The sequence below is a fragment of the Acinetobacter sp. YH16038 genome (genome assembly GCF_013417275.1).
GTDB lineage: Bacteria > Pseudomonadota > Gammaproteobacteria > Pseudomonadales > Moraxellaceae > Acinetobacter.
Genome location: NZ_VPEG01000034.1, coordinates 1 through 22,693 on the forward strand (window position 1 = coordinate 1; position 22,693 = coordinate 22,693).

22 protein-coding genes are annotated in these 22,693 nt (G+C 36.5%); 6 read left to right on the plus strand and 16 right to left on the minus strand.

Annotation, left to right across the window (positions count from 1 at the left end):
• The 14 genes from FTV34_RS13430 to FTV34_RS13495 all read right to left on the minus strand — a co-directional run.
• Positions 1-2,375, minus strand: a 2,375-nt coding sequence (locus FTV34_RS13430) for a type IV secretory system conjugative DNA transfer family protein (protein ID WP_257226163.1), incomplete at its 3' end; no start/stop codon positions are given.
• Positions 2,372-3,484 (minus strand): P-type DNA transfer ATPase VirB11, encoded by a 1,113-nt coding sequence (virB11, locus tag FTV34_RS13435; protein WP_180070511.1) that lies wholly within the window; start codon positions 3,482-3,484, stop codon positions 2,372-2,374. The genes virB11 and FTV34_RS13430, both read right to left, overlap by 4 nt.
• A complete protein-coding gene (gene virB10, locus FTV34_RS13440) occupies positions 3,465-4,886 on the minus strand; it encodes a type IV secretion system protein VirB10 (protein ID WP_111034402.1) in 1,422 nt (473 codons plus the stop codon). Before virB10 ends, virB11 begins: the two co-directional genes overlap by 20 nt.
• Positions 4,886-5,779: a TrbG/VirB9 family P-type conjugative transfer protein gene (locus FTV34_RS13445; protein WP_163167837.1), complete on the minus strand. Its 894-nt coding sequence runs from the start codon at positions 5,777-5,779 to the stop codon at positions 4,886-4,888. Before FTV34_RS13445 ends, virB10 begins: the two co-directional genes overlap by 1 nt.
• 11 nt (positions 5,780-5,790) lie before the next feature.
• Complete coding sequence (locus FTV34_RS13450) at positions 5,791-6,639, minus strand: virB8 family protein (RefSeq protein ID WP_053142621.1); 849 nt, start codon at positions 6,637-6,639, stop codon at positions 5,791-5,793.
• Between the two features lie 161 nt (positions 6,640-6,800).
• Positions 6,801-7,502: a P-type DNA transfer protein VirB5 gene (virB5, locus tag FTV34_RS13455; protein WP_004644764.1), complete on the minus strand. Its 702-nt coding sequence runs from the start codon at positions 7,500-7,502 to the stop codon at positions 6,801-6,803.
• A gap of 11 nt (positions 7,503-7,513) precedes the next feature.
• Positions 7,514-8,539: a type IV secretion system protein gene (locus FTV34_RS13460; protein ID WP_026444410.1), complete on the minus strand. Its 1,026-nt coding sequence runs from the start codon at positions 8,537-8,539 to the stop codon at positions 7,514-7,516.
• A 23-nt stretch (positions 8,540-8,562) separates the two neighbouring features.
• Positions 8,563-8,862: a hypothetical protein gene (locus FTV34_RS13465; protein WP_026444411.1), complete on the minus strand. Its 300-nt coding sequence runs from the start codon at positions 8,860-8,862 to the stop codon at positions 8,563-8,565.
• Between the two features lie 2 nt (positions 8,863-8,864).
• A complete protein-coding gene (locus FTV34_RS13470) occupies positions 8,865-11,327 on the minus strand; it encodes a VirB4 family type IV secretion/conjugal transfer ATPase (RefSeq protein WP_180070514.1) in 2,463 nt (820 codons plus the stop codon).
• Positions 11,328-11,334: 7 nt separating this feature from the next.
• Complete coding sequence (locus FTV34_RS13475) at positions 11,335-11,661, minus strand: type IV secretion system protein VirB3 (RefSeq protein ID WP_005407440.1); 327 nt, start codon at positions 11,659-11,661, stop codon at positions 11,335-11,337.
• A complete protein-coding gene (locus FTV34_RS13480) occupies positions 11,661-11,966 on the minus strand; it encodes a TrbC/VirB2 family protein (protein ID WP_004644768.1) in 306 nt (101 codons plus the stop codon). Before FTV34_RS13480 ends, FTV34_RS13475 begins: the two co-directional genes overlap by 1 nt.
• 134 nt (positions 11,967-12,100) lie before the next feature.
• Positions 12,101-12,778, minus strand: coding sequence for a lytic transglycosylase domain-containing protein (locus FTV34_RS13485; protein WP_026444413.1), 678 nt, complete (start codon positions 12,776-12,778; stop codon positions 12,101-12,103).
• Positions 12,778-15,030 (minus strand): type I DNA topoisomerase, encoded by a 2,253-nt coding sequence (gene topA / locus FTV34_RS13490; RefSeq protein ID WP_163167835.1) that lies wholly within the window; start codon positions 15,028-15,030, stop codon positions 12,778-12,780. The genes FTV34_RS13485 and topA overlap by 1 nt, the downstream gene beginning before the upstream one ends.
• Positions 15,031-15,313: 283 nt before the next feature.
• On the minus strand, positions 15,314-15,592 hold the full coding sequence (locus FTV34_RS13495; RefSeq protein ID WP_005248732.1) for a hypothetical protein: 279 nt from the start codon (positions 15,590-15,592) through the stop codon (positions 15,314-15,316).
• 548 nt (positions 15,593-16,140) lie between these two features.
• Here FTV34_RS13495 and FTV34_RS13500 point away from each other — a divergent pair.
• Positions 16,141-16,413 carry a hypothetical protein gene (locus FTV34_RS13500; RefSeq protein ID WP_180070516.1) on the plus strand — a complete coding sequence of 91 codons (273 nt, stop codon included), beginning with the start codon at positions 16,141-16,143 and terminating at the stop codon, positions 16,411-16,413.
• Positions 16,414-16,441: 28 nt separating this feature from the next.
• Here FTV34_RS13500 and FTV34_RS13505 read toward each other — a convergent pair whose 3' ends face one another.
• Both FTV34_RS13505 and FTV34_RS13510 read right to left on the minus strand, forming a co-directional pair.
• Positions 16,442-16,762: a hypothetical protein gene (locus tag FTV34_RS13505; protein WP_005248735.1), complete on the minus strand. Its 321-nt coding sequence runs from the start codon at positions 16,760-16,762 to the stop codon at positions 16,442-16,444.
• Positions 16,763-16,773: 11 nt separating this feature from the next.
• Entirely contained in the window at positions 16,774-17,046 is a 273-nt protein-coding gene (locus FTV34_RS13510; RefSeq protein ID WP_026444499.1) for a hypothetical protein, read from the minus strand.
• Between the two features lie 1,185 nt (positions 17,047-18,231).
• Here FTV34_RS13510 and FTV34_RS13515 point away from each other — a divergent pair.
• From FTV34_RS13515 to FTV34_RS13535, 5 genes are all read left to right on the plus strand, one after another.
• A complete protein-coding gene (locus FTV34_RS13515; protein ID WP_163167874.1) occupies positions 18,232-19,452 on the plus strand; it encodes a replication initiation protein in 1,221 nt (406 codons plus the stop codon).
• 709 nt (positions 19,453-20,161) lie between these two features.
• The gene (locus FTV34_RS13520) at positions 20,162-20,626 is read left to right on the plus strand and encodes a hypothetical protein (RefSeq protein ID WP_015060285.1); all 465 of its coding nucleotides are present in this window, start codon (positions 20,162-20,164) and stop codon (positions 20,624-20,626) included.
• Positions 20,627-20,969: 343 nt separating this feature from the next.
• A complete protein-coding gene (locus FTV34_RS13525) occupies positions 20,970-21,488 on the plus strand; it encodes a J domain-containing protein (protein WP_015060286.1) in 519 nt (172 codons plus the stop codon).
• A 141-nt stretch (positions 21,489-21,629) separates the two neighbouring features.
• A complete protein-coding gene (locus tag FTV34_RS13530; protein WP_034594172.1) occupies positions 21,630-21,893 on the plus strand; it encodes a hypothetical protein in 264 nt (87 codons plus the stop codon).
• Positions 21,894-22,202: 309 nt separating this feature from the next.
• Positions 22,203-22,634: a DUF6573 family protein gene (locus tag FTV34_RS13535; RefSeq protein ID WP_227539197.1), complete on the plus strand. Its 432-nt coding sequence runs from the start codon at positions 22,203-22,205 to the stop codon at positions 22,632-22,634.
• The last annotated feature ends 59 nt before the right edge of the window (positions 22,635-22,693 follow it).

The following is a 22,693-nucleotide window of genomic DNA, read 5'->3' on the forward strand; positions in this document are numbered from 1 at the left end:
TCCATTTCTGCAATCATGGCCAGAGGATCTGATTCATCTGCTGCAACTAGATTTTCCGCTTGTTCTGGTTCATCGACTGCAACCAGATTTTCCATTTCTGCAATCATGGCCAGAGGATCTGATTCATCTGCTGCAACTAGATTTTCCGCTTGTTCTGGTTCATCGACTGCAACCAGATTTTCCATTTCTGCAATCATGGCCAGAGGATCTGATTCATCTGCTGCAACTAGATTTTCCGCTTGTTCTGGTTCATCGACTGCAACCAGATTTTCCATTTCGTCATGACTAAATTCAGTGTCATCAACTGCAATAAGGTTTTCCGTTTGTTCTGGTTCATCTACTGCAACTAGGTTTTCTATTGGATTTTCAGCACTAGCTTCCACCTGGCTAAAGAAGTCATCGACAATATTTTGCGCTTCAGTATCTTCTTCCCATTCAACAGCCCCAAAGAATTGATCGACCACTTGTAGACATTCTTCAGGTTGTGGATTTTCAGGATCTTCAAAAACTGTTTTATCTAACTTAAATTCAGGGATAACTAAGCTAGAAATATCTATCTGTTCAGCCTGTTCTACTGTAGTAATTTCAGTTATACGTTTTTCAATTTTTGCTTTATGCAGCTTTACGTCTAAATCAGGAATAGGAATTGAAAGTTCCAAATCCTCAAAGGCAATTTTTTCTAATTGCTTGTGAGTTGGAAAACCTTTAATTGCTTTCATGCTAGGAGAAACGGACTTTAGGCGATCCACAAAAGCACTGTCATTAAAATACTTAGCCTTTTCACACATGATAGGTTTTGTATTTTCCATAAAGATAATCTCTTTATCTTGCGACAATTCTTTTAACTCTTGAGGGAGCATTAAAGCTCGTCTTTGATCTGATTCATTTTCTGAATTAGAGCCACCTTGCCCCCATGCCATAGAACGGCTTTGGCCTTTAGATTTTGCTTTAAAAGTGAAATAGCCAAGCATTTCACTATATTCATTAGCATCTCGTTGTTCTCTAGGCGGGTAAACGATCTGCAAAGCATGGTTAGTTACAAGCCCCCTAGTTTGAGTTTTATAAACGTCCTCTAACTGGCCAATAGACTGAATAATTGTTAATAAACGAATGTTATAACCCGCAATAAATGAGTTAGCGTCTGCAATTTTCGCTACTTTACCGACAGCCGTTGCTTCATCATTCACGACTAGGCACTGGTATTTCAAAGATGAATCTTGTTGTGGCAGTGTTTTTAGATTCACATCAATTAAGAGTGAATAAAACAGATTAATTAAGTTCTTAGCATCCCCTAAGCGGTTAGGTTGAACACCAAAATAAATAGACATTCTTTGTCTGCGTACATCTTCAAGTTTAAAGTCACTTGATGAAGTTGCAGCGTCCACAATCGGGTTCGCAAAAATCGTTAAAGGTGAGGTAAAAGTAGAAATGATGTTACCGAGCGTATTGTCTGGTGAACTTAAAAAACGGTTTAAAGCATCTAGGCAAGTATCACTAAGCGGTTTATCACTTTGCGCTCTTTCATCAATAATAGATCTAATATGATCCTGAATTGGCTTACCTTTACCTGAACTCTGTCTTAAAACCTCGCCCATAGTTACAGGCAGATCTTCAGTTTCAAATAGATATAGGGCTAGGCCAAGAAATAAGTTATTAGCATTGTCATTCCAGAAATCGGTTTTAGCATCACCAGTCACAGGGTAGAAACTTCGACCAATAGCAAGAATTTCACCTACTCTAAAATTTTCGTCATGACTAACGGTATCAAATGGATTCCATTTGTGAGATTTTAGATCTTCAGAAAATGGGCTGAATAGATAAACTTTCTGGCCATTCTTGGCACGAAATTTAGAAGTTAATAGGAAGTTTTCAAGCTTCAAATCCAGTACAACTACACTATCCGAATAGTTTAGAAGGTTAGGAATAACAATCGCTACACCTTTACCGCTTCGTGTCGGAGCAGCCAGAAGTACAAATTGCTGACCGCCAAGCATTAAATATTTATTATGATATTTCCCTACTAAAATCCCCTTATTTCCCATCAATCCAGATTTCTGAATTTCTTTTGTTGTGGCAAATCTGGCATCACCGTGTAACGACTGTTTTTTATTAAACAGACTAGCAATGACTAAAGCAGGTAGAACAAAAGTGATAAATAGTGCAGCGATCAAGGCACCTTGCAGCTTTTTCTTTTGTGCAGGTACATTATGTGCATATAAATCCCAATAATACCCCCACGTTGTCAGATTCACTTCAGGAAATGGATTGGTCTTATTAGCTAAGTAATAAAGAACACCGGCCAGATATTTAGTAATAAAGAAACCAACGACTGCTAGAAAAATCGCAAGGAGTAGAATCAGGATCTTTTTATTCATGCTCGATCCCCGACAATAATTTCAGCATCACCAAATTGAGCCTTAACTTTAGAAACAGGATCAAATTTGATTTCAGAAATAAAGCGTTCTTTACCTATTAAATTACTTTCATCATCATATTTTTTCTTCACTTCAACATGAACAATAATATCAATGGTTAAAGCAACTAATTCCTTTAGTGTAGTGGCATCGTAGATATTTGCTTGTTCATGTTCTTTGCACATAAAGGCGTAGCGATCATAAGCCAGTGAACAGCTTTCAGCGTGATAACTTGTAATAGATCCACTGTGACCAGTTGTAAGCAATTTCAGAAAGTCAAAAGCTTCTCCACCACGTAATTCAGCAAGTAATACACGGTCTGGCTTCATACGCATATTACTAGCGATCAGATCAGATGGAGTTACCTTAGCTTTACCTTGACCACCTTTAGAATAAAGTAGGTGAACCTTGTTTTCATGTGGAACAAAAAGTTCACGTACATCTTCAATAGTGACAAGACGTTCATCTTTAGGAATGTACTGACAAATTGCCTTCATGAAAGTGGTTTTACCAGAACCAGTATCACCAACAACTGCAATATTTTTCTTACATTGAACAGCGAATTTAAAAAATCCCTCAAGATCTTTGTTTTCTAAAAACTGGACTAGCTTAATATCTTCAGTACGTAATACAGGTTTAAACTGCTCAAACTCTTTAGATTTCCCATATCTGAAGTGGTCAAAAAAGCCTTGATCTTTATATTCCTGAAATGATCGGTTTGACTCGTCAGGAATACGGATTGTCATTGATACCGTTCCATTTTCAATGGCTGGCGGTAGAACGATCTGAATACGCTCTCCATCAGGTAATTGAGCAGATAATATAGGGTTTTCTTGGCCAATCCGTTGATTGGTATAGGTAGCAATAACATTAGCTAAAGCTGTTATTTGCGCCATTTCCAGATTTATAGAATGCTTTTCCCATCCTTTATTAGATTCCGTCCAAACTTCGTTAGGTGCGTTAATTGCAATTTCAGTCACCCCTTTAGTTTTTAAGAATTTTTCTAATGGAAGTAATAGCTGTCTAACCATTACATCCTTGCTTAAAACATTATTTTGCGCGGAGTTCATACACACCTCTGAAATCAATATCTTTGGCCACGTAAATTGAAGCTACATCACCCTGATTTTTATAAATTGTTGGCTTGATATTGATTGTTTCATTCAACACTGTTTCAGCCATTGATTTACCCATGTCTGAAGTGTTTTGAAGCATATAAGGAGTGCTATTGTTCCCGCCTGTTTCTTTAGAAATACCGTAAGCAATAGCGTCTTGAACTAAAGAAAGCATAAACGCTGCACCGATACGTGCGCCCCAACGGTTATCTACTCGACCACTTAAACCACCTGTTCCTAAATGGTCTGCTGCGGGAGAATCAATATCGACAATAACACCATGTGGAGTTTTTAAGCGTGACCAGATGATACCTAAACGTCTTTGCCCTTGTGCTGCAATACTTTTGTATTCTCCAATGACTTCAGATCCCGCTTCAGCAAGGACTACACGACCATTATCAGAATAAACAGGTTGTGGAAGGACACATGAAGCCATACCGCCAATTTCTGAAACGACTTTAACTGACAGGTTGCAACGGATTACACGACCTTTAGCAATTAAGTAATTTCGATCCCCAATAAACCTAGCCTGGACTTTATTAGAGGAATGATTAGCCATGTTAGTTGTAGCTTGTTGTGGCTGATGCTGCATAGGTTCATCATCATCATGGGCTAAAGACATCAAACCAGATCCAGAGAAATTACCAGAACGGCTATTACTATTCTGATCCTGTTCAAACTGTTTCATCATGCCTGTTACTTGGTTATAAGCTGCTTGATGATTCATGCTTGACGGTTGGCCAACCGCCCCGCCTTGTTGTGAAGGATTGACAAAAATCCCGCCACCGTAACGGCTTCCATTGTTTAAAGGTACATATTGAGCTTGTTGTTGTGGCTGTGGCTGAATTACTACAGGCTGTTGATTTGCTGCTTGTTGTTCAACTACTGGCGCAGCTTCAGGTTGTCTTAAAATCTGCTGACCATTTTGGCATTGAAAAACCAACATGCCGTTATAAGTTAAAGCATTACCGTTATTGTCTGTTAGCTGTCTAGGAATACTTTGATCCTGACAGGCATCTAGGCTTTGAAATTGAGCATTTTGACCTGCATCCATTGGCACAGGATCAGTATTAGTAAAATCCCTTCTTTTAGCTGAAGCATCTAGGCTTGGATCTATCTGATTTTCTTTTAATTGGGCTGCTTCTTCAGCATCACTACTATCTGAAAAGAAGTTATAGGCAAAGACCGCTATAACAGTAAAAAGTACCGCCATAACTGCAATAAACGCTATTTTTTTACCTTTTCCATCTTCCTGATCCCCACGTTCATTGACAGAAACAATGCCATTTTCTGATTCGTTAAATTCTTCATCAGGAGCTTGTTGATCATCTAATGGTTTTTGATCATTAATATTCATTAGTTCATATCCCCAGTAATGACACGTTTAACACCCTCTACAGTAGTGCCATCTTGAGGAGCAACACCGACAGGATCATAAGATTCATTGAAAATGCTCACTACGCCTTTTCCTTGACGTAAAACAAATTTTTTAGCTAGAGCTTCAACAATCAAAAGTTTTGGATCTTCTTTACTGATATGGAAATTAACTTTTTCTTCCCCTTCCGTACCTTCAATAAATACGACTGGAATATCAGTATTTCCTTTAAATCGCATATAGGTAAAACGACCGTCATCAAATAGCATTTCTGGAACAAAGTGCTTCCCTTTGCTGTTTGCAGCTTGACGATAATTCCAGTTTTTAGGGATAGGCGCAGCATTGGCTAAACGATGCTGTAAAACCAAAAATTCAGTAAGTTGGCTTTCTTCTTTTAATTGTGCTGCATAAGCGTTATAGCGTTGAGCTTCTTCCTGTTTACGTTTTTCTTCTTCTTCTTGTGGATATTTAAAGACAACACGATACATCGGTTTTTCTTTGGCATTATTTAGAACTTGAAAATCAAAACTATAATCACGCTTATTAGTGCGTAACTCTAAGTTATTCCGAGTAGCCTTATCCTTTGGCTTCACCCATACTAAATTTGATCCAGTATCCGCAAAAATACACCAATTGGTGTCATCCTTTTCACAGTCTGAAGGGTATCCAGTAGCAGCACCACGCTCTAAAATTCTTTCACCTTCACCTAATACAATGCGGGTTACAGTGCCTTTTTTGACAGTAATTCGATAAACATCATTAGGAACATAATTGATTGTTCTAATACGTGAATCGGTAGGCATAGCTTTAGGCGTAATTGCTGCATAAGAGATCCCATGCATCGCCAAACCCAAAGCAAGAATTAATTTTTTCATGTAATGATCCTTTACATTCCTTGTTGAGCTTGTGGCTGAACAGCAGCCCCGCCTTGTTGAGCTTGTGGCTGAACAACAGCCCCGCCTTGTTGAATCGGAACATAGACTTGCTGACTAGGTTCAACAACCGCAGCTTGCGCTACAGGTCTGTTAGGAGATAGTTCAGGATCGACACGATAGCCCACGACCTTAAAGCCGAATGGGTTTTTAATTAGATCTTTTTCTACCAGTTTATTTAGATTGTTCGGAGCATATTCATATCGAATACTTGCAATATAATATTGTGGCTGTTCATCACGATTAGCTTCGACTGAATGCAAAGTCTTAGTGAAGCGGACACTAGCGGTAAAACCTGTTTCATCCTGATTAGTCTGGACAGAAATCACATCAACTTTTAATTCATATTTTTTGCCGTATTTTTTATCTCTTGCGCTATCACCTTCATAGAGTGAAGCAAAGTCATTACCGACCTGATTACTACTCATAGTCATGACTAAATCATAATCTGGCTGTAATAACGGATAGAAATAACTCTCACGGGCGGTTACATAACGAGTAATGTTATTTTTATCAATTAATTCTTGTTTGCCTTTCACTTGCTGATCATCAACAACGCCCACGTATTCAACATTTCCTTGAGCTTTATCTACTGTGAAAACAACAGGTACAGTCTGGCGCATTGGAGCTAATGTCACTAATCCAATGGCTTCTAAGACGGCCACGCCCACCGCTACTTTTGCAATAGTCCAAGCTTTACGTTCTGACTTAGCTCGCATCGCAATAAGATCTGCTTCCCAATCCATAGCTTTTTCATAGCTTTTAGCTTCTTCAGCAGCAGATACTTTTTTAAGTTTGTTCATGATAGACCCGATAGACCCTATTAGAGTTATTTCTCTAAGTATGCCAAAAAATATAAAAATCGTAAACCAAAATAATATATTTTGGTTTTATTAATTCAATGTTTTCTGAAAAATTGCAAAAAAAATACCCATTTCAAAAGAAATGGGCTTTTTTTAAAAGTTTAGTTACCAGAGTAGCCGTCAAGAATGTTGCCTTTTTGGGCAGCACGTTTTAATCGGCCTTCAATTTCAAGCTGTTGTGCTGCATCTTTTTGAGCTTGCGCTTGCGCCTGCATCAAAGCAATTCGGTTTGCATCATTAGCAACTTGTGACTGTTCCGCTTGAATCCTAGCCTGTAACTCAGCGATAGCTTTAGCATCAGTAGTGTTATTGATCTGTTTACGCAGATTATCAATCTGCTCAGTACGCAGATCCGCAACGCCTAACGCTTGCTGATTTAAAGCCTGTGTTTGTGCATTGTTATTTAATGCAGCTTGACAGGCTTTATAGTTCTGGCCAGTTCTAGAAGCACAGTCATAAACCATTGTGGCATCACGAATGTTCCTAGCTGCTGAAGTCATACCATTGACACCGCCTTGTTGGATGCCTTTATAAATGTCAGCAACATCACTTGGAATCACGTCTTTAAGATATGGATTATTGACAGCATCACCGAAACCACGAATACCAGTAATGGAATCGTATTGCTGTTTTGCCTGTTGGATCTGGTTCACCATCTGATTGTATTGTTCACCCCAAGCCACCATATTTTGAACAGCTTGAACAAGGTTAGCACCGTCAATGACAGGAATACCTGTAGCATTGGCTTGACCACTAATAAACAAAGATGAACCTAAACCCAAAGCTAACAATTGTTTTTTCATTAGAAAAATTCCTATTTGTTTCTTTTGAGGTTAGAGAGTGTGTGTCGTTGATATAACGGCTTAGATCCTCCTGTATTCGAGCTATTGGAATTATTAGAGCTGCTAGAATTCCCTTGAACACTTCCCCCAGTGGTAGGAGTAGCTGAAGCACTATCAGATTTTGAATTATTACCGCCACGACCTTTAGTAATTGCTTGAGCTACAGCACGACCGACACCTTGAACACCCGCCCCACCTGTTATGGCTGAAGCCATCGTTGGAATGTTCCACATGATCACTACAATAGTTCCCGCAACAATACAGAGGGAAACTACAGAAGTAAGAATGTCGCCCGCATCAAAGTTATTAGTGATTTGCGTACACATGCCTGAAACGAAAGCAAAGAGCATACTGATAATTGCTGTGATAAAGCCTATGGTGAAAACATAGCTCAATGTTTGAGAAAGCCAACTTTCAAAATATTTTTGTGTAGCAGGGAACATTGCACACAGAATGAATATGGGACCAACGCCTAAACAAAGTTGCAGACTGATTTTTGCCAGTAAATATAGGCCAGTACCAATGAAGAACAATAGGAATTGAGCGACAGCAACAACAGCAGCAGATAAATACAAGCCAATATCAGGGAAAACGCCAGAAGCTGATTCAGCTTCCTCACCTAATTTTTGGATTAATTCACCCCACGGAACGCTCACTTGATCCAGTAAAGCACCTAACGAAGATTCACCACCTGGACTAACAATTTGAATTAAACCTATGGCTAGTCCGTTAATGGCTTCAACAACAAAGGACTGATAAACCCCTGCACTTAAAGCAATCCCACCCACAAAAGCGATCTTAAAAAACTTCCATAAAGCGGTATAAATGGAATCTTCTTGTGCACCAGTCGCAATATTGTAGCCAATGATCAGGATATAAATTGTTGCAGCAGTCAAAGCTATAGGAACAATTGCAGAAGCGATATTACTACTAACACCTGTCACGTAACTTGCTAATAGAGAATCAATTTTTGTTTCTAATGTAGTAATAATTGCCATTGCAATCCCCTATGAATCCTTAATTATTTTGAATCTGGGTTATATCCATCGAGGATATTTCCCGATCCTTTTTTAGTTTCTGGTTTTACTGATTTTTGAGGTGCAGAAGGATCATATTCATCAAGAATATTACCCTTTTGGGATGCTCTAGCCTTGCGCTGCTTCAGTTCCTCTTGCTGTTCAGCAGTTAAATCTTGAGGTTTTAATTGTTGTGCAGCCTTCACTTCTTCTTTTAACTGCTTAACCTGTTCCTTATCATCAGAACATGCAGTTGTTAAAGTAGAAATAACCAACAAACTTGATAGTGCTAAAAACTTAGTCATGACTAAGCAACTCCTTTTTCTGAAATTAATTTTTTACGTTCTGCGATCCGTTGTAAGAAAAGTTCGCCCCAATCGTTAGGATCTTCACCAACTTCATTCATGAGATTTTCGAGAAGTTCTAAATTGTCCTTAGAGCCTGAAATAATCTGTAAAACGTCACGCATTTCGCCTAGATCCATTTTGCAGAGTGCGGAACGGCTACCCTGCTTAACTAAGAACATGCGTGAGTTTTCTTCTAGCTCTCTAATAATTTCAAATTCTTGCGGAGTGACCTTAAAGCCGTTTACATAGTCATCGTAATCAGCACGAGGATTAGGTAAAAAGATTTGAGTAACGCTTTGTTCAACCATTGTTTTACCAATGTCAGAATCTAAAACGTCACTTGGGGATTGCGTCATAAAGACACCTAGACCATTCAATTTACGAATAGTTTTCTGCTTATCTTTGGCAAAATCTTTGAAATATTCATCTGTTAATGGCTTCCAAAACTCGTCCATCCAATAAATAAACGGACTACCATCAATCAATGAATCTGTGATGTGTAATAGATAAGCCATGATTGGTGTACGGACTTCTGGATCATCTAAAAATTCCGTGTAGTCATAACCAAAGATTGGCATTTTTGCTTTAGAAAAGTCTTGAGTATCGTATGGATTATCAAAGACCCAAGATAAATTTCCGTCATGATCAGCAGTGTTACACCATTTAGCTAAACGATCCTGAAGCGAATCCCCCCCGCCATTTACTTTCAGATTCATATATAAAGCTGAAAGTCTGCGGAGTTCTAACGGCATATCATCACGCATAATGGTACGAACAGCCTGACTGATTTCCAGATCTTCGGCAGCATTACGAACACCACCTACCAGAATTTTTACAAGCTTTTCTACAAACTGAATATTTGTTTCAGTCGGTGGTAGCTGCAACGGATTAAAGCCAGTTGGTACACCACGCTCTAAGGCATAGTATTGACCCCCAATCCGTCTAATCCCAATTTCTGCGCCCCTATCTTTATCAAAGAAAACACCCTTCAGATTTTTATACTTACAAGCAAACATCATCATGGCCATGACTAGGGTTGTTTTACCCACACCAGTTGTTCCAATGACACACGTATTACCTGGCATCTTGTCATCTGTAGAATCTTGCTTATCTGGGCTAACATGATGATTAAAGTAAAATGGTTGGCCACTTGGAGTTTTAAATAAAGCTAGTGCTTCACCCCAAGGATTGCCGTCACGTTTACCTCTTGCGAAGTTATGGAAAGGGCTTAAAGCAGAAAAATTTAGGCTTGTGAGATATGCTTCTCTTGGACGCATATTAAAGTTACCCGCTAATTGCGAGAACCATGCACATTCAGGAACAGTATCAATTACAGCCATTTTGAACCCTGCTTCATCTGATAAAGCAGTTCTGGCACTCGAAACATTCAGAGCAACTTGATTTGGTGAATCACCAAAAATCGCAAGCGTATAGTGATATTCGCCTAACTGGAAATTCCCGCTATTAGCTTCACTCATAGCCAGATCAATATCACGAATCTCTTGATCTGAAACGTCCTCTACAGAATTTAGCTGTCCTTTAATTGTTTTTAATTTATCTACAGCATCACGCTTGCCATAAACCGTGAAACTTTGAGTTTCAATGTATTCATAGTTTCCATACAGGATGGAATTGCACATTCCTGATTCTGATAAACGTGGAAATTCTTGAATATCCAGAAAGCCTACATATTTTTGAGCTTCAGGATGTTTGATCTGTAAATAGCCGTTTTTGTCACCAAAGAACAAGCGACTACTTGGAATATATTGATCAAGATTAGCTTGTCTTAAAGGGATTTCTTCCCAAACTCCATTAGTTAAGAAACCAAGCAGATTACACATTTCGGAGTAGACAAAACCTTTCTTGGTATAGGTCGCCAGACGTTCTGGATTGTAGTGATATAGACTTGCTTCAACCTGTTTGGCTACATCATCCAAAATATCGAGATCCCGCTTAATCTGCTTTTTCAGGGCTACTGGATCACGACTAGCTTTACTCTTAAAGATCTTTGTTAATCTGGAAATTTCAGGACGATAAAGAATTGTTAAATACAATTCAGTAGCCATCTGTTTATTCTTTTCACCCTGAAACTGCTGATAATATCTTTCATTAAAATCAGCAATAAAATCATTTTCATAAACGCCATTTAGACGTTCATTAACTCCCCTACGAATCTTATGCGTCCAAACAGCAAAGTGACCGCCACCTAAAGCACGATAAAAATTATTTAATCCTTCTTTACGGATTCTAATAATATCGGCTTCAACTGTTTCAAACGAAATGCCTTCTAATTTCCATGTAGCAATGTATTCACCATTTTTAAGCTTAATAACATTGTTGGAAACATGATTACCAAACGGCAGATAGTCTGAAATTGCGACTTCAGCATTTGCGCTATCTTTAACTTGCTGTTTTGAACGCATGATATTGTTATTTCCTTTTCTTTAATTTAAGTGGCGAAAATGAGATTGCTCCCCATTTTTGATGGTTCTGGATCTGTTTCCCTCTTATGCGCCACCGCATCAATACTTGCTTTAATCGTTGGTCATCTACTTTTGTTATTGCCCGCATCCAGAAGTAAATAGGCACATAAATAGCTGCTATAAATAAAGTCACATAGGCACTAAGTAGATAAAAAGACCAACCCGCTAAAAGAATTGCTACCCCCGTCACCAACAAAAAAGGCAACATTGGAACGCCAAAAAGCATGGCAGGACGAGTGCAACCCCTGAAAATTGGATCAGAAAAATTCGACATTAGTTAATCAGCCAAGCAGCGATACCCGCAGCACCACCTACCAAAATCCCCCCGATAACGATGTTAGAAATGTCTGACCACTTCGCTTGTTGCCAAGCCAATTTAAAGCCAGCCCACATGATAGTGATGGTAAATACAGTTACAGCCACACCCGCTAAGACTGACTGAACATTAGCCATAACCGTATTAACTTTTGAGATTTGAGCAAAAGCAGGGCTTGAGATTAACGTCATGAACAACATCAATACGCTTGCTTTGATACCAGTCGTTTTAGTCGTTGTTATTTGCGTTTGATTTGCTTTCATTATTTTCTCCAAGTGAAGCAATTAAGACCTAGCGCATTAAGTACCAAGAACAATATTTTTGGAAAATCAAATATTGTTCATTGGTACTGTATATTTAATATATTACACTAAGTTTTAAACTTTTTGAAAATATTTTAAAAGATCATAGAAGATTTTAAACTTTTTTCTTTTTCTTTAATATTTGTGCCGTTAGTTAAGAAAAATGAAGGCCGTTTCTCCACTACTGGAAGGCTTTGAAGTTCTGTATTTTCGTTATATCCATTGGAGTTAGGCATATCTGCATTAGTAGCAAAATATGCAAGCTGTTCTGAGCTATTCATAGGAGGTGAGGGAGGATTGAATTTTACAGGCATGGTATTGAGTGAACCATTAGCAAAATAATTCAAATTTCTTGATACTTTCGCTACATACCCATTTCTAAATCCTGATGAATGGTTGCCAGTGTTATAGCAAGACATAGCTTTATAAATATCTTTGCCTTTTGCCCTATTTCGGCAGTCATTAAAGATAAATTGCATTGCGCTTAGATTAGTGCAGGGATCAAAAACTTGCTCGACACTAAGATTTAATCTTTTGAAATTAGCACTATTAATTTGAGCAAAACCAACATCAATATTTCGTCCCTGGCTAATTAATCTTTTGGCCACAGATACAGCTTCTTCATAGCTAGTCGGCTGTTTTTTAAGACCTGCGGCACGATTAACCCCTATCGCAAAAGGATTAAATGAGGATTCAGATTTAACAATTGCAGACGCAATATTTACATCAACTTGTGGCGCACATTGTTGTGCCAAAACTACGAAATCAATCATTACTTTTTCACCTCAAATTTTGGCTTACCTTTTTGATCTGGATAAGTAGCGGAGCACCCATTTTTATAGTTGATACACCCCCAAAAATAGCCATTTGCCCCATTGATCCGTCTTAAATCACTGGCACATTGAGGACATGAATAGACTTCAAGAAGTGGCTTTTTATTAACTTCAGGCAAAAAGACTTTGCAATCTGTTTCCCGATTAGGACAGAACCAGATCGGATCTTTACCTTCTTTTTTGGATCTGAATAATGGCGTTGAGCATTTAGGGCAAGGATATTTGATTTTCTCTACTGGCTGACCTTTCTTGTCATCCATCGAGTGCTTACATTCCTGATCATTGCAGATCCAAAAAAATTCTTTAGTTTGCGAATTTTGGAATTTATTTAAGCGACCTGTTTTACATTTAGGGCATGAATGAATAACTTTTTCGACTGGTTTACCCTTGTCGTCATCCATCGAATGCTTACAGTCCTCATTGCTACAAATCCAAAAAAATTGATTGGTTTTAGTATTCTTAAATTTTTTTAATTGGCTTTTACACTTTGGACAAGGTATTGCGTTTATAGCTGTCAGCTTTGAAGCTGTACTTAGCTCTTGAGCAAGTTGAGTGTATAAGGCAGAAACAACCGAATTATATGAAGTTTCACCAGATGCAATTTTATCTAGCTGCAACTCCATCTCTTTTGAATAGTGCAGATCCAGAAAGCTAAATTTAGCTTTTAACAGACTACCAATTAAATCATTCCCTAATTTAGTTGGTTTTAAGACTTTCTTTTCTACCTCCAGAAAGCCCTTATTCAGAATATTGGCCATGATTGATGAATAAGTAGAAGGGCGACCAATCCCGCAGCTTTCCAATTTTTTAATTAGTGAAGCTTCTGTATAGCGTTTTGGTGGCTTAGTTTGTTTTGCAATAACTTCACCGCTTTCAACATCAACTACAGAACCAACTTCTAAGACCGGCACCACGCCTGAAGGCTCGTTTTCATCTTCATTCAGGCAGTCTTTACCAAAAACCATCCACCCTTTTTTTATTAGCTCACGGCTTTTAGCATGGAACTTATATTTTCCATCTTCAGACAGTAATTCCAAAGTAACGGCTTTATATTCAGCTTTGGCCAATTGACTTGAAATAGTACGTTCCCAAATCAATTGATATAAAGCTTTTTGTTCTGGTGACTTTCCTAGATCTTTATCAGTTATGTGAACAGGTCGGATTGCTTCATGGGCGTTTTGCGCCCCATCTTTTTCCTTAAACTTATTAGGCTTTTCAGGTAAAGAAAATTGATTTTCATTAGCATAAGCAAAGATTTCTTCTACACTTTCATCAGCTATGTTTAGGCCGTCAGTCCGAATGTAAGTAATTGCCCCTTGTTCAAATAATGCCTGTGCTGCTTTGGTTGTTTGTTGAGGGCTAAAGCCTAACGCTACACTAGCAGCTTGTAAAAGTAGGGCTGTAGAGAAAGGAGAAGGAGCATTTGAATACTCTGTTTTTTCAGTGCAGTTTAAAACTTTAACTTTCTTAGTTTTTGCAACTTCTTCAGCTAAGGAACGATCTAAAACATAAGGCTGATCCTCAGTTACAAATTCCGTTGTAACCCATTGCGAGATCCATTTTTTAGGCTCTTTATCAAAACTCAAATTAACGCCAAAGTGGTTAGTAACTTTGAATTTCTGGATTTCGATTTCTCTAAGGACAACGATTAAAACAGCAGGAGATTGTACCCGCCCCGCAGATGAAGGCTGACCCATAAGATTAGATGCAATAGGGGAAACTAGATAGCCCACCAGACGATCTAAAGCCCTACGTGCTTCTTGAGCATATACAAGCTGATAATCTAAACCACGCCCATTATTAATGGCTTCTTTAATAGCTTTTTCTGAAATTTCATTAAATTCTATTCGTTCAAATTGACCATCTTCCAGACCTAAACATTCTTTTAAATGCCATGAAATAGCTTCACCTTCCCTGTCTGGATCGGTAGCTAAATAAATCTTGTCTGCTTTATTCAAAAAGGCTTTTATTTTTTCAATACGTTTTTCGCCACCGTCAAAAGTTCTGTCATTAACTTTGGCATCAGGAATAAATGAATATTCCATTGCAAAATCATTGGCTATATCAATACCTAAGCCTTTTCTTGGTAGATCCCGAACATGGCCAACACTGGCCACAACTTTAAAATCAGATCCTAAAAAACTTCCAATTTTTGAACATTTGTTAGGAGATTCAACGATTACAAGATTCATGGGTTATTTCCAAATTGTGAAATTTAGGAAACTCGAAAGCCCACAAAGAAAAGATGAATATAAGAAAGCAACTACTTGAAATTTAGTGAAATCAACAAGGATTTCTAAAAGCAGTGCATCTTGTGGCATGAAGCACACAAGATAAACACATGAAATAACTAGAAAAAATTTTAAAAAATTTCCATATTTATTTAAACTTATAGCCATTTTCTTAAATCCCGTCTTAGAGCTTTAAAGAATACAATCCAAAATATACCATATTGGAAAGGGCTTTTGTATTTTTTTACTTGATTCTTATTATTTTTACTTCTTCTGTATAAATTTTTTCTTTCAAGAAATCATTAAGCCTAGTCAGATCCTTAAAGATCCTAGCTTTATCTTTTTCTCGTCTTGTTGTTAAAGTCCAAACCTTTTGGCCTGACCATGCCAGTTTTGCTGTGATAAAAAATCCACCCTCAAATTCATTAATAATTAACTCTTTAATAAATCCTTGTTTATTAGATTCCTCTAGCACCACCTCTGAAATAGAAAAATCAGGATCAATATTTATAAAATCAGTCATCCATAAAACCTTTTAAAGCACCCATAACAAAGGTGCATTATCATCAATTTAGGTAATCTTGGTAAAGTTTTTTTAAATAATTTAAAGAAATTTTAAATATTTTAGCTAAATTCTGCTTTAGTCATGACTAAAAACCTCGATGCTTGGATAAAAGCTGCAAGCTGCAGCGTTTATCCAGGCATCTATATTACCTATCTAATCCAGATCCATAGCACATATATCAGAGCAAAGTGTCTACTTTGCGAACTGGTGCAATCAGTTAAATTTTCCCTTCCCTGATTACCGTTGATTTTCAAGTGAGCTTTAAAAAGCTGTGCTTTTTAAATGGCGACCGCAGAAAATAAACTGCTCCCATTTGATCTAGTAGCGGGATTTAAATAGTACATAGTACATAGTACATAATATGAGGTTATTAAAAGGGTTATAACCCCACGTTAAAACATACTATTGCAATGCTACTTCTCATAAATGGCGACCCGATATAAGTAGTAAATTATTTAAAAAGGACTTAATATCCACCTGTGGACATTTATTAAATGGGATAAGTTATGACTGAAGAACTAGGAACAGAAACAGAAACAGAAACAGAAACAGAAACAGAAGGAAAGGTATTAGATCGCAGAAAAAGATATAGAAAAAAGCCTACTACCAAAACTCCACTTTCAGTTTATTTCAATATGGATGTTCCTGAAGATGTTGAAGCACTGGAAGCCTTAGAATATTTAAAAGATATTTATGGCGGGGAAAAACACGGAAAAAGTGTAGCAGTCAAAGAAGTTTTAAGAATTTTCTATAAACAATTACAAGAAAAAAAAGCCTGATTAAATCAGGCTTTTTTCTTGCAAAAACTTAGGACTTTTTAACTGTAGTGACTAACTTGTCATCTACATACAGATAAACTCTTTTATTATGTGTATAAGATGAAATTTTAGGTTGTCCTTCTCCACCTCCAACAGATCCGTCTTGATTACTGCTGACGAATGAACAGTGAGGAAAGCCTTTACCTTTAGCCAGATCTTTTTTTACGTCACTAATTGTAGACTGACATTCAGAAACATTAAGACCGCCAGCAAAGCACATAAAAGCACGACAGCCATAATTTTCATCTTTAGCTGCAACTAAGGCAGATGCACTAGCTAAAGTTAAACCTAAAATAAATTTTTTATACACAAGTAGTCACTCTATTTAGATGAGTTTTCCAGTACGAATAACTTGCCTTCAAAGTTTAGAGATATTGTTTTGGCATTGCTGCACATTGAACAAATCTCTTGAATCAAGAAGGGTAAATTCCGTGTGAATCGAATTTTTCCTGATGCAGTATGAATGATGTGATCAACATCATTTACTTTAACAGTCACAAAATATTGGAACTGCTCGTTCATACCAATTTCAACACCATAGTTATTGGCGTTGAAGTCATCGACTGTTTTCAAGTCATTCATCGTTAAAGCCATTTCTGCAAGATCCCTAGTTTTTAAAAGTGAAGTGCGGATTCTTACAAAATATAATTAATTTAAAAATGTAACTAAAGTGTAACTGTGTGTAAAAGACACAAAAACATCAATTATTTTTAAACGCTTTTAATATATATCAAAAAGTTTAAAACTTTAATGAATAATTTAAAACTTTTGTAAAAAGTTTGTATATATCAAAGCTCATATTTTTTTAGATCCCTTCCCTTTTTGTCATGTAAATATCACTTTAATAATCTTCTAAACATTTCTAAAAACTTTTTAAAAAAACTAGAATCGGGTTTAAAAAGAGTTTAAATAGAGTTTAGGAGTGTTTAGAACAGTTTAAGAGCCTTAATTTCTTTTTGTAAAACATAAGTTTACAAGCCTATAACTATACGTTTTGTCGCTATAACTATACGTTTTGTCGCTATAACTATACGTTTTGTCGCTATAACTATACGTTTTGTCGCTACAACTATACGTTTTGTCACATACCTATACGTTTTGTCGCAAATAATCCACAGACTTATCAACAGTATACAAAAAATGGCTAAATTATTCTTAAAAATCAGTAATTAATTAGGTGTTTAGCTCTAACTTATTATATTTTTGAGTATTTTTTAGCCTTAATCCATGCTGCAATCTCAAAACTATACGTTTTGTCGCAACTTCCCCGCATAACTATACGTTTTGTCGCAAACCTGCGATTATGCGTACTGGATACGATTATATATATTTTTCAGGAATTAACTAGATTCTTAACAATCTTATAAGTTGTTGTTTTATATAAATAATTATATTGAAGAACGATTTTTATTTTTTGGTGCTAAAAAAGATATTTGTATAGGCTTAAAATCATAACTATACGTTTTGTCGCAGTGTAAGTTATTGATATTTATATAATAGTTATAAATATTCAAAATTGAATATTTTTTAACTGGTTTTTGTGTTAAAAATAGCCATACGTTTTGTCGCAGCGTAACTAATTGAAATAAAAGAAAATACTTAAACAGGAAAAACATTTATTTTATTTATACTACTACAGGGTTATAAAGTAATTTTACTGATTTTTAATAAATATATATTTTAAAAACAATATCTTATAAACTTAATTAATAACTATACTTGATAAATATACTTGTATAGTTATAATGATTTCAAAAGGAATAACGGATTTACAAAAAAATGCAGAAAATTATTGGCTCACAAGGCTTAGAGGACTATACACAATCTAATACAAGGGCAAAATTGACCGATTTAGTTGTGACCCGCAATGATTTTCCTACTGCCAGATATAGCATTGATCTCAATCTTGAGAAGCTTATGTACTGTGCAATGATCATCGTGAGAAAGAATGAGCTTAAAAATAAGACCTCAATTACTCATGACGACTTCATTTATGTGAGCAGCGAAAACTTTGGAGAATTGACCTCCCCAATGGCTAGAAAGGAAGTGCTTACTGCAACAGATAAACGTGAAATTCAGCGAAATGCTGAAACTGCTTTAAAACGTATTTATACAAAATTTGATAACCCAACTATGTTGGTTAAAGATGGGGAATCTGACGAACCTGCTAAAGTTCCGATGATGACTTATTGCCATTATGACAAAGCAACTAAATGTATTAAGGTTAGATTCGCAAAAGAGTTTTTTGAGTATTTCTATGATCTAGTTAAGAAAGTAGATGAAAAAACTAAGTCATTTAGTAGCCATGAACTGAAGCATATTATCTTATTTAATTCGAGCTATTCCCTTCGTTTGTATCGGATCTTAATGAGCTATATGTGGCGTACATCAGAGGTCACTATTGATCTGGAAGAATTAAGATGGATGCTTGAATGTGAGGATAAATATAAAGAGTTGGCCAATTTTAAAAACCGTGTTTTGAATGTGGCTCAGGATGAAATTAACGAACTTAGCAATATTAATGTCAGTTTTGAGAACGTAAAAAACGGAAAGGAAGTAGTTGCTATTAAGTTTATTTTTAGCATGAAAACTGAATATAAAGAGCAAGGACACATCAAATTTATAGATAAAATGAAAAAGGGCTATCTGGCTGCTGCAATTCCATTTAGTGATGATGGATCACACTTTAAAGCACCTGATCGTATTAAGCATTTCAAACCACCAGTAAAGGTATCTCCAAAACAAATCAGCACCTTAGTAAATTGCAAAGAATTTTTAAATGATTACGGATATTTCTTAGGTAATCTAGACGAGGATACTTCTAAGGTAATCATGAGAACTCTATTAACTGAAAAGTTAGATAAGCTTAATGCTCATAAGCCGATAGATATGGATTATTACTTCTGGTTACAGGCAAAACGAGGGATTATCACCAATAGCAATAATGATAAGAAGAACGATCAGGACACGGACGATCAGGACACGGACGATCAGGATTAATATCTAAAAAGCATACCCCCCATATTGTCTTAAACAGACTTCGCTAATTTAAGACAATATGGTGGTTCAATCTAAAACCTTCAAAAATTCTTATTAATCTATATAAAAAGTATCTTTTCTATTCGCATCCAAATATTAAAATTTAATAATTAGCTAATTGATACCTTAGTCATGACTAAAAGTTTACGTTTAGCCTAAGTGGAATATTTTGCCATTTTTTTAGAATTTCAATTTACAAGCATATAATAAAAACAATAACTTAATGTTTCCCAGGATTTGGCCAAACCTGTAATATTTTGCCAATAAATCTAGCTGATTAGTTTTTAAATATTTAGTTTTTGCCTTACTTACCTCCTACATTTTTTAGTTTTCTATGCTATCTGGTCGCCACCCATGCGGGCTGGCTTTAGGTATCCCGTTTTAGATCAAATGGGAGCAGTTGCGGTGCTGCGGTCAGCTCGACAAAATCACAGATTTTGTCGGCTTCGCTTGCCCCTTGCAACGGTAATCAGGGAAGGGAAAATTTAACTGATTGCACCAGTTCGCAAAGTAGACACTTTGCTCTGATATAACCTCTAGGGATCTTAACTAAACATTATTTTATTTCTTAGTCATGACTAAGTTATTTCTTGAATGTCCACAGGTGGACTGATATAATGATTTTTATCAGGACGCATCGGGCGACCTGAAATAAAACAGGTATTTAGTTATGAATCAGGATTTAGTTTTAGTCTATACATTAAAGAAATCTGAAGTTGAATCAGTCCATTTTTTTGGTTACTTAGACAATCTTAATGATCAATATGTTTGCTGTCTTACTAAAAAGAATGTAGGTCAATTAATACTAGAATTACAAAACAGTTATGGAGAAAGCTTTGCTGCTGCTTCAGTTATGACTGAAAAAGATTTCTTTCAGAAAGAGAATAACTATTTAGAACCGATTGAAATTTCACTAACTGAATATGATGAAAAGTTTAATATCCTTCCCCCTGCCCGCACGTATGGAGGTTTTAACTTTGAAATGTTCATGCTGCCCGAACAGTTGGGAGGTGGGCTATTCTCACACTTTTTAGTGACCTTTGAGCCATACACTAAAAAACGCCTTAAAGCGTATAGAGTGACAGCTTATAGGAATGATCCATTCCATAAAATTTTTAATTCTTGTCCAATTTAAAAGAGATCCCCGAAAGGGGATTTTTTTATACATTCTTAGTCATGACTAAGGGAAAAAAGGTTGTTCATCTTGTGTGTTTTAAGCTCGTTTTAGGGTGTTTGTGTGTTTAATGTGGGGTAACTAGACGTAGGGTAAAAAAAGGCTATCAGCAGCCTAAGAAACGCAAATATAAGCATTAGAAAAGCAGACCAGACAAAATACTTAAATAGCTATTTTTTATGAATTTATATCATTTAAAAAAATTAGTCATGACTAAGTTTTTGCTTGAATGTCCACAGGTGGACTGATATAATGATTTTATCAGGACGCATCGGGCGACCTGAAATAAAACAGGTATTTAAACATGAAACATTTTTCATCAGTTACATCATTAGACGAGTTAAAACTTCAGTACAAAAAACTAGCTTTTAAAAATCATCCTGATCGTGGCGGTAAAACCGAAGTTATGCAGGAGATTAACAGCGAATATGAACAGCTTTTAAATCGCATTATTAATGAAGCTTCAAAAGATCAGTATCAAGATAGTTCCGAAAATGGGCGTGGTTTCTGGTCAAGCCGTTCAGAACACTCTGAAGTTGAGAAAAAAGTAAAACAGGCTATTGATGCAATTATCAATCTGGATGGTTTAGATATTGAAATTATTGGCGTTTGGGTTTGGGTTTCTGGTGATACTAAGCAGCACAAAGACAAATTAAAAGAAGCGGGTTTTGTATGGAATCGAGTGCAATGTAAATGGGTTTTCATTGGTAAAAAATCAAATGGTCGAGGTCGAATGACTTTAGATCAAATGCGAGAGTTACACGGCAGCCAGAAAGTTAAAAAAACCAGAATGGCAGAAGAAAGACAACTTTTAACCGCTTAATGAATAAGTCCCCGAAAGGGGGCTTTTTTTATCAATTCTCTTAGTCATGACTAAGTTTTTGCTTGAATGTCCACAGGTGGACTGATATAATGATTTTTATCAGGACGCATCGGGCGACCTGAAATAAAACAGGAATTAATTATGCGAGCTTCAATAGTTGCAATCTTTACAAACTATCCTACAGGTAAACTGGTTCATTTTTGCGGTCATGAGGTTTTAACTGGATCTAACAATAATATTTGGTTTCCAATCTTTGATGAAAAAACACTATTTCAAGAAATTGAAAAAATCATGATTAGTTGCCGAGTAGCCCACAATGTTACTCATATTGAAAGAATCAGAAGGGGAGATAATGAAAACGGTTATTTTGAAGATTACAGAATTACTTATAACTTAGCCGTTTAAGCTAGACCTCCCACAATGGGAGGTTTTTTTTGGTGGCGATTTTTTTGGTTTTTAGCTTGCCTAAAAAACATAAAAAATTGTCTATCTGTTCTGCTTTATATACGCTCATTTTGGCCTGTTCAGGTCGGTGCTAGGATAACCTAGCTTCATATATAAAAAAGGCAGTCAGCAGCCTAAGAATCGCAAATAAGAGCATCTGAAAAGCGGTTTAGCCAGGTATTAAAACGGATATTTTTCTACTCAATTTTCCCTATAAAAAATTAGTCATGACTAAACTTTTGCTTGAATGTCCACAGGTGGACTGATATAATGACTTTATCAGGACGCATCGGGCGACCTGAAATAAAACAGGTAAAAATCATGGAACAATACATTTCAGTTTACACACGTCAGCAAGCCATTGAAGATGGTTTTTTAGTTGCAATCAATTCTCTTAGTCCTAAATTAGATGGACTGGCAAAAGAACATTATAAGCATCCTATCTGTTTCACTTCTGCGCTTTGGGCGGTAGTTGATAAGGCGGTAAAAAATGAAAAATGGCTTAATGACTTAGAGGGCGTTATTCATGACATTTTATGGATGAGCCGAGCATATAAGACACACCTAAGCCCTAGTGCGGTACGTTTTACTGTGATTATCACAGGCGCAGGTCGCAAGAGAAATCATATTTTAGAATTGCACGTTCATGGTGGAGATCAAGGAGAGCCAGTCATAACAATTGGTTATCCTGAAGATTTTTAATTTACGTCCTCCCTTTATGGGAGGATTTTTTTATGATAAAAAACTTAGTCATGACTAAG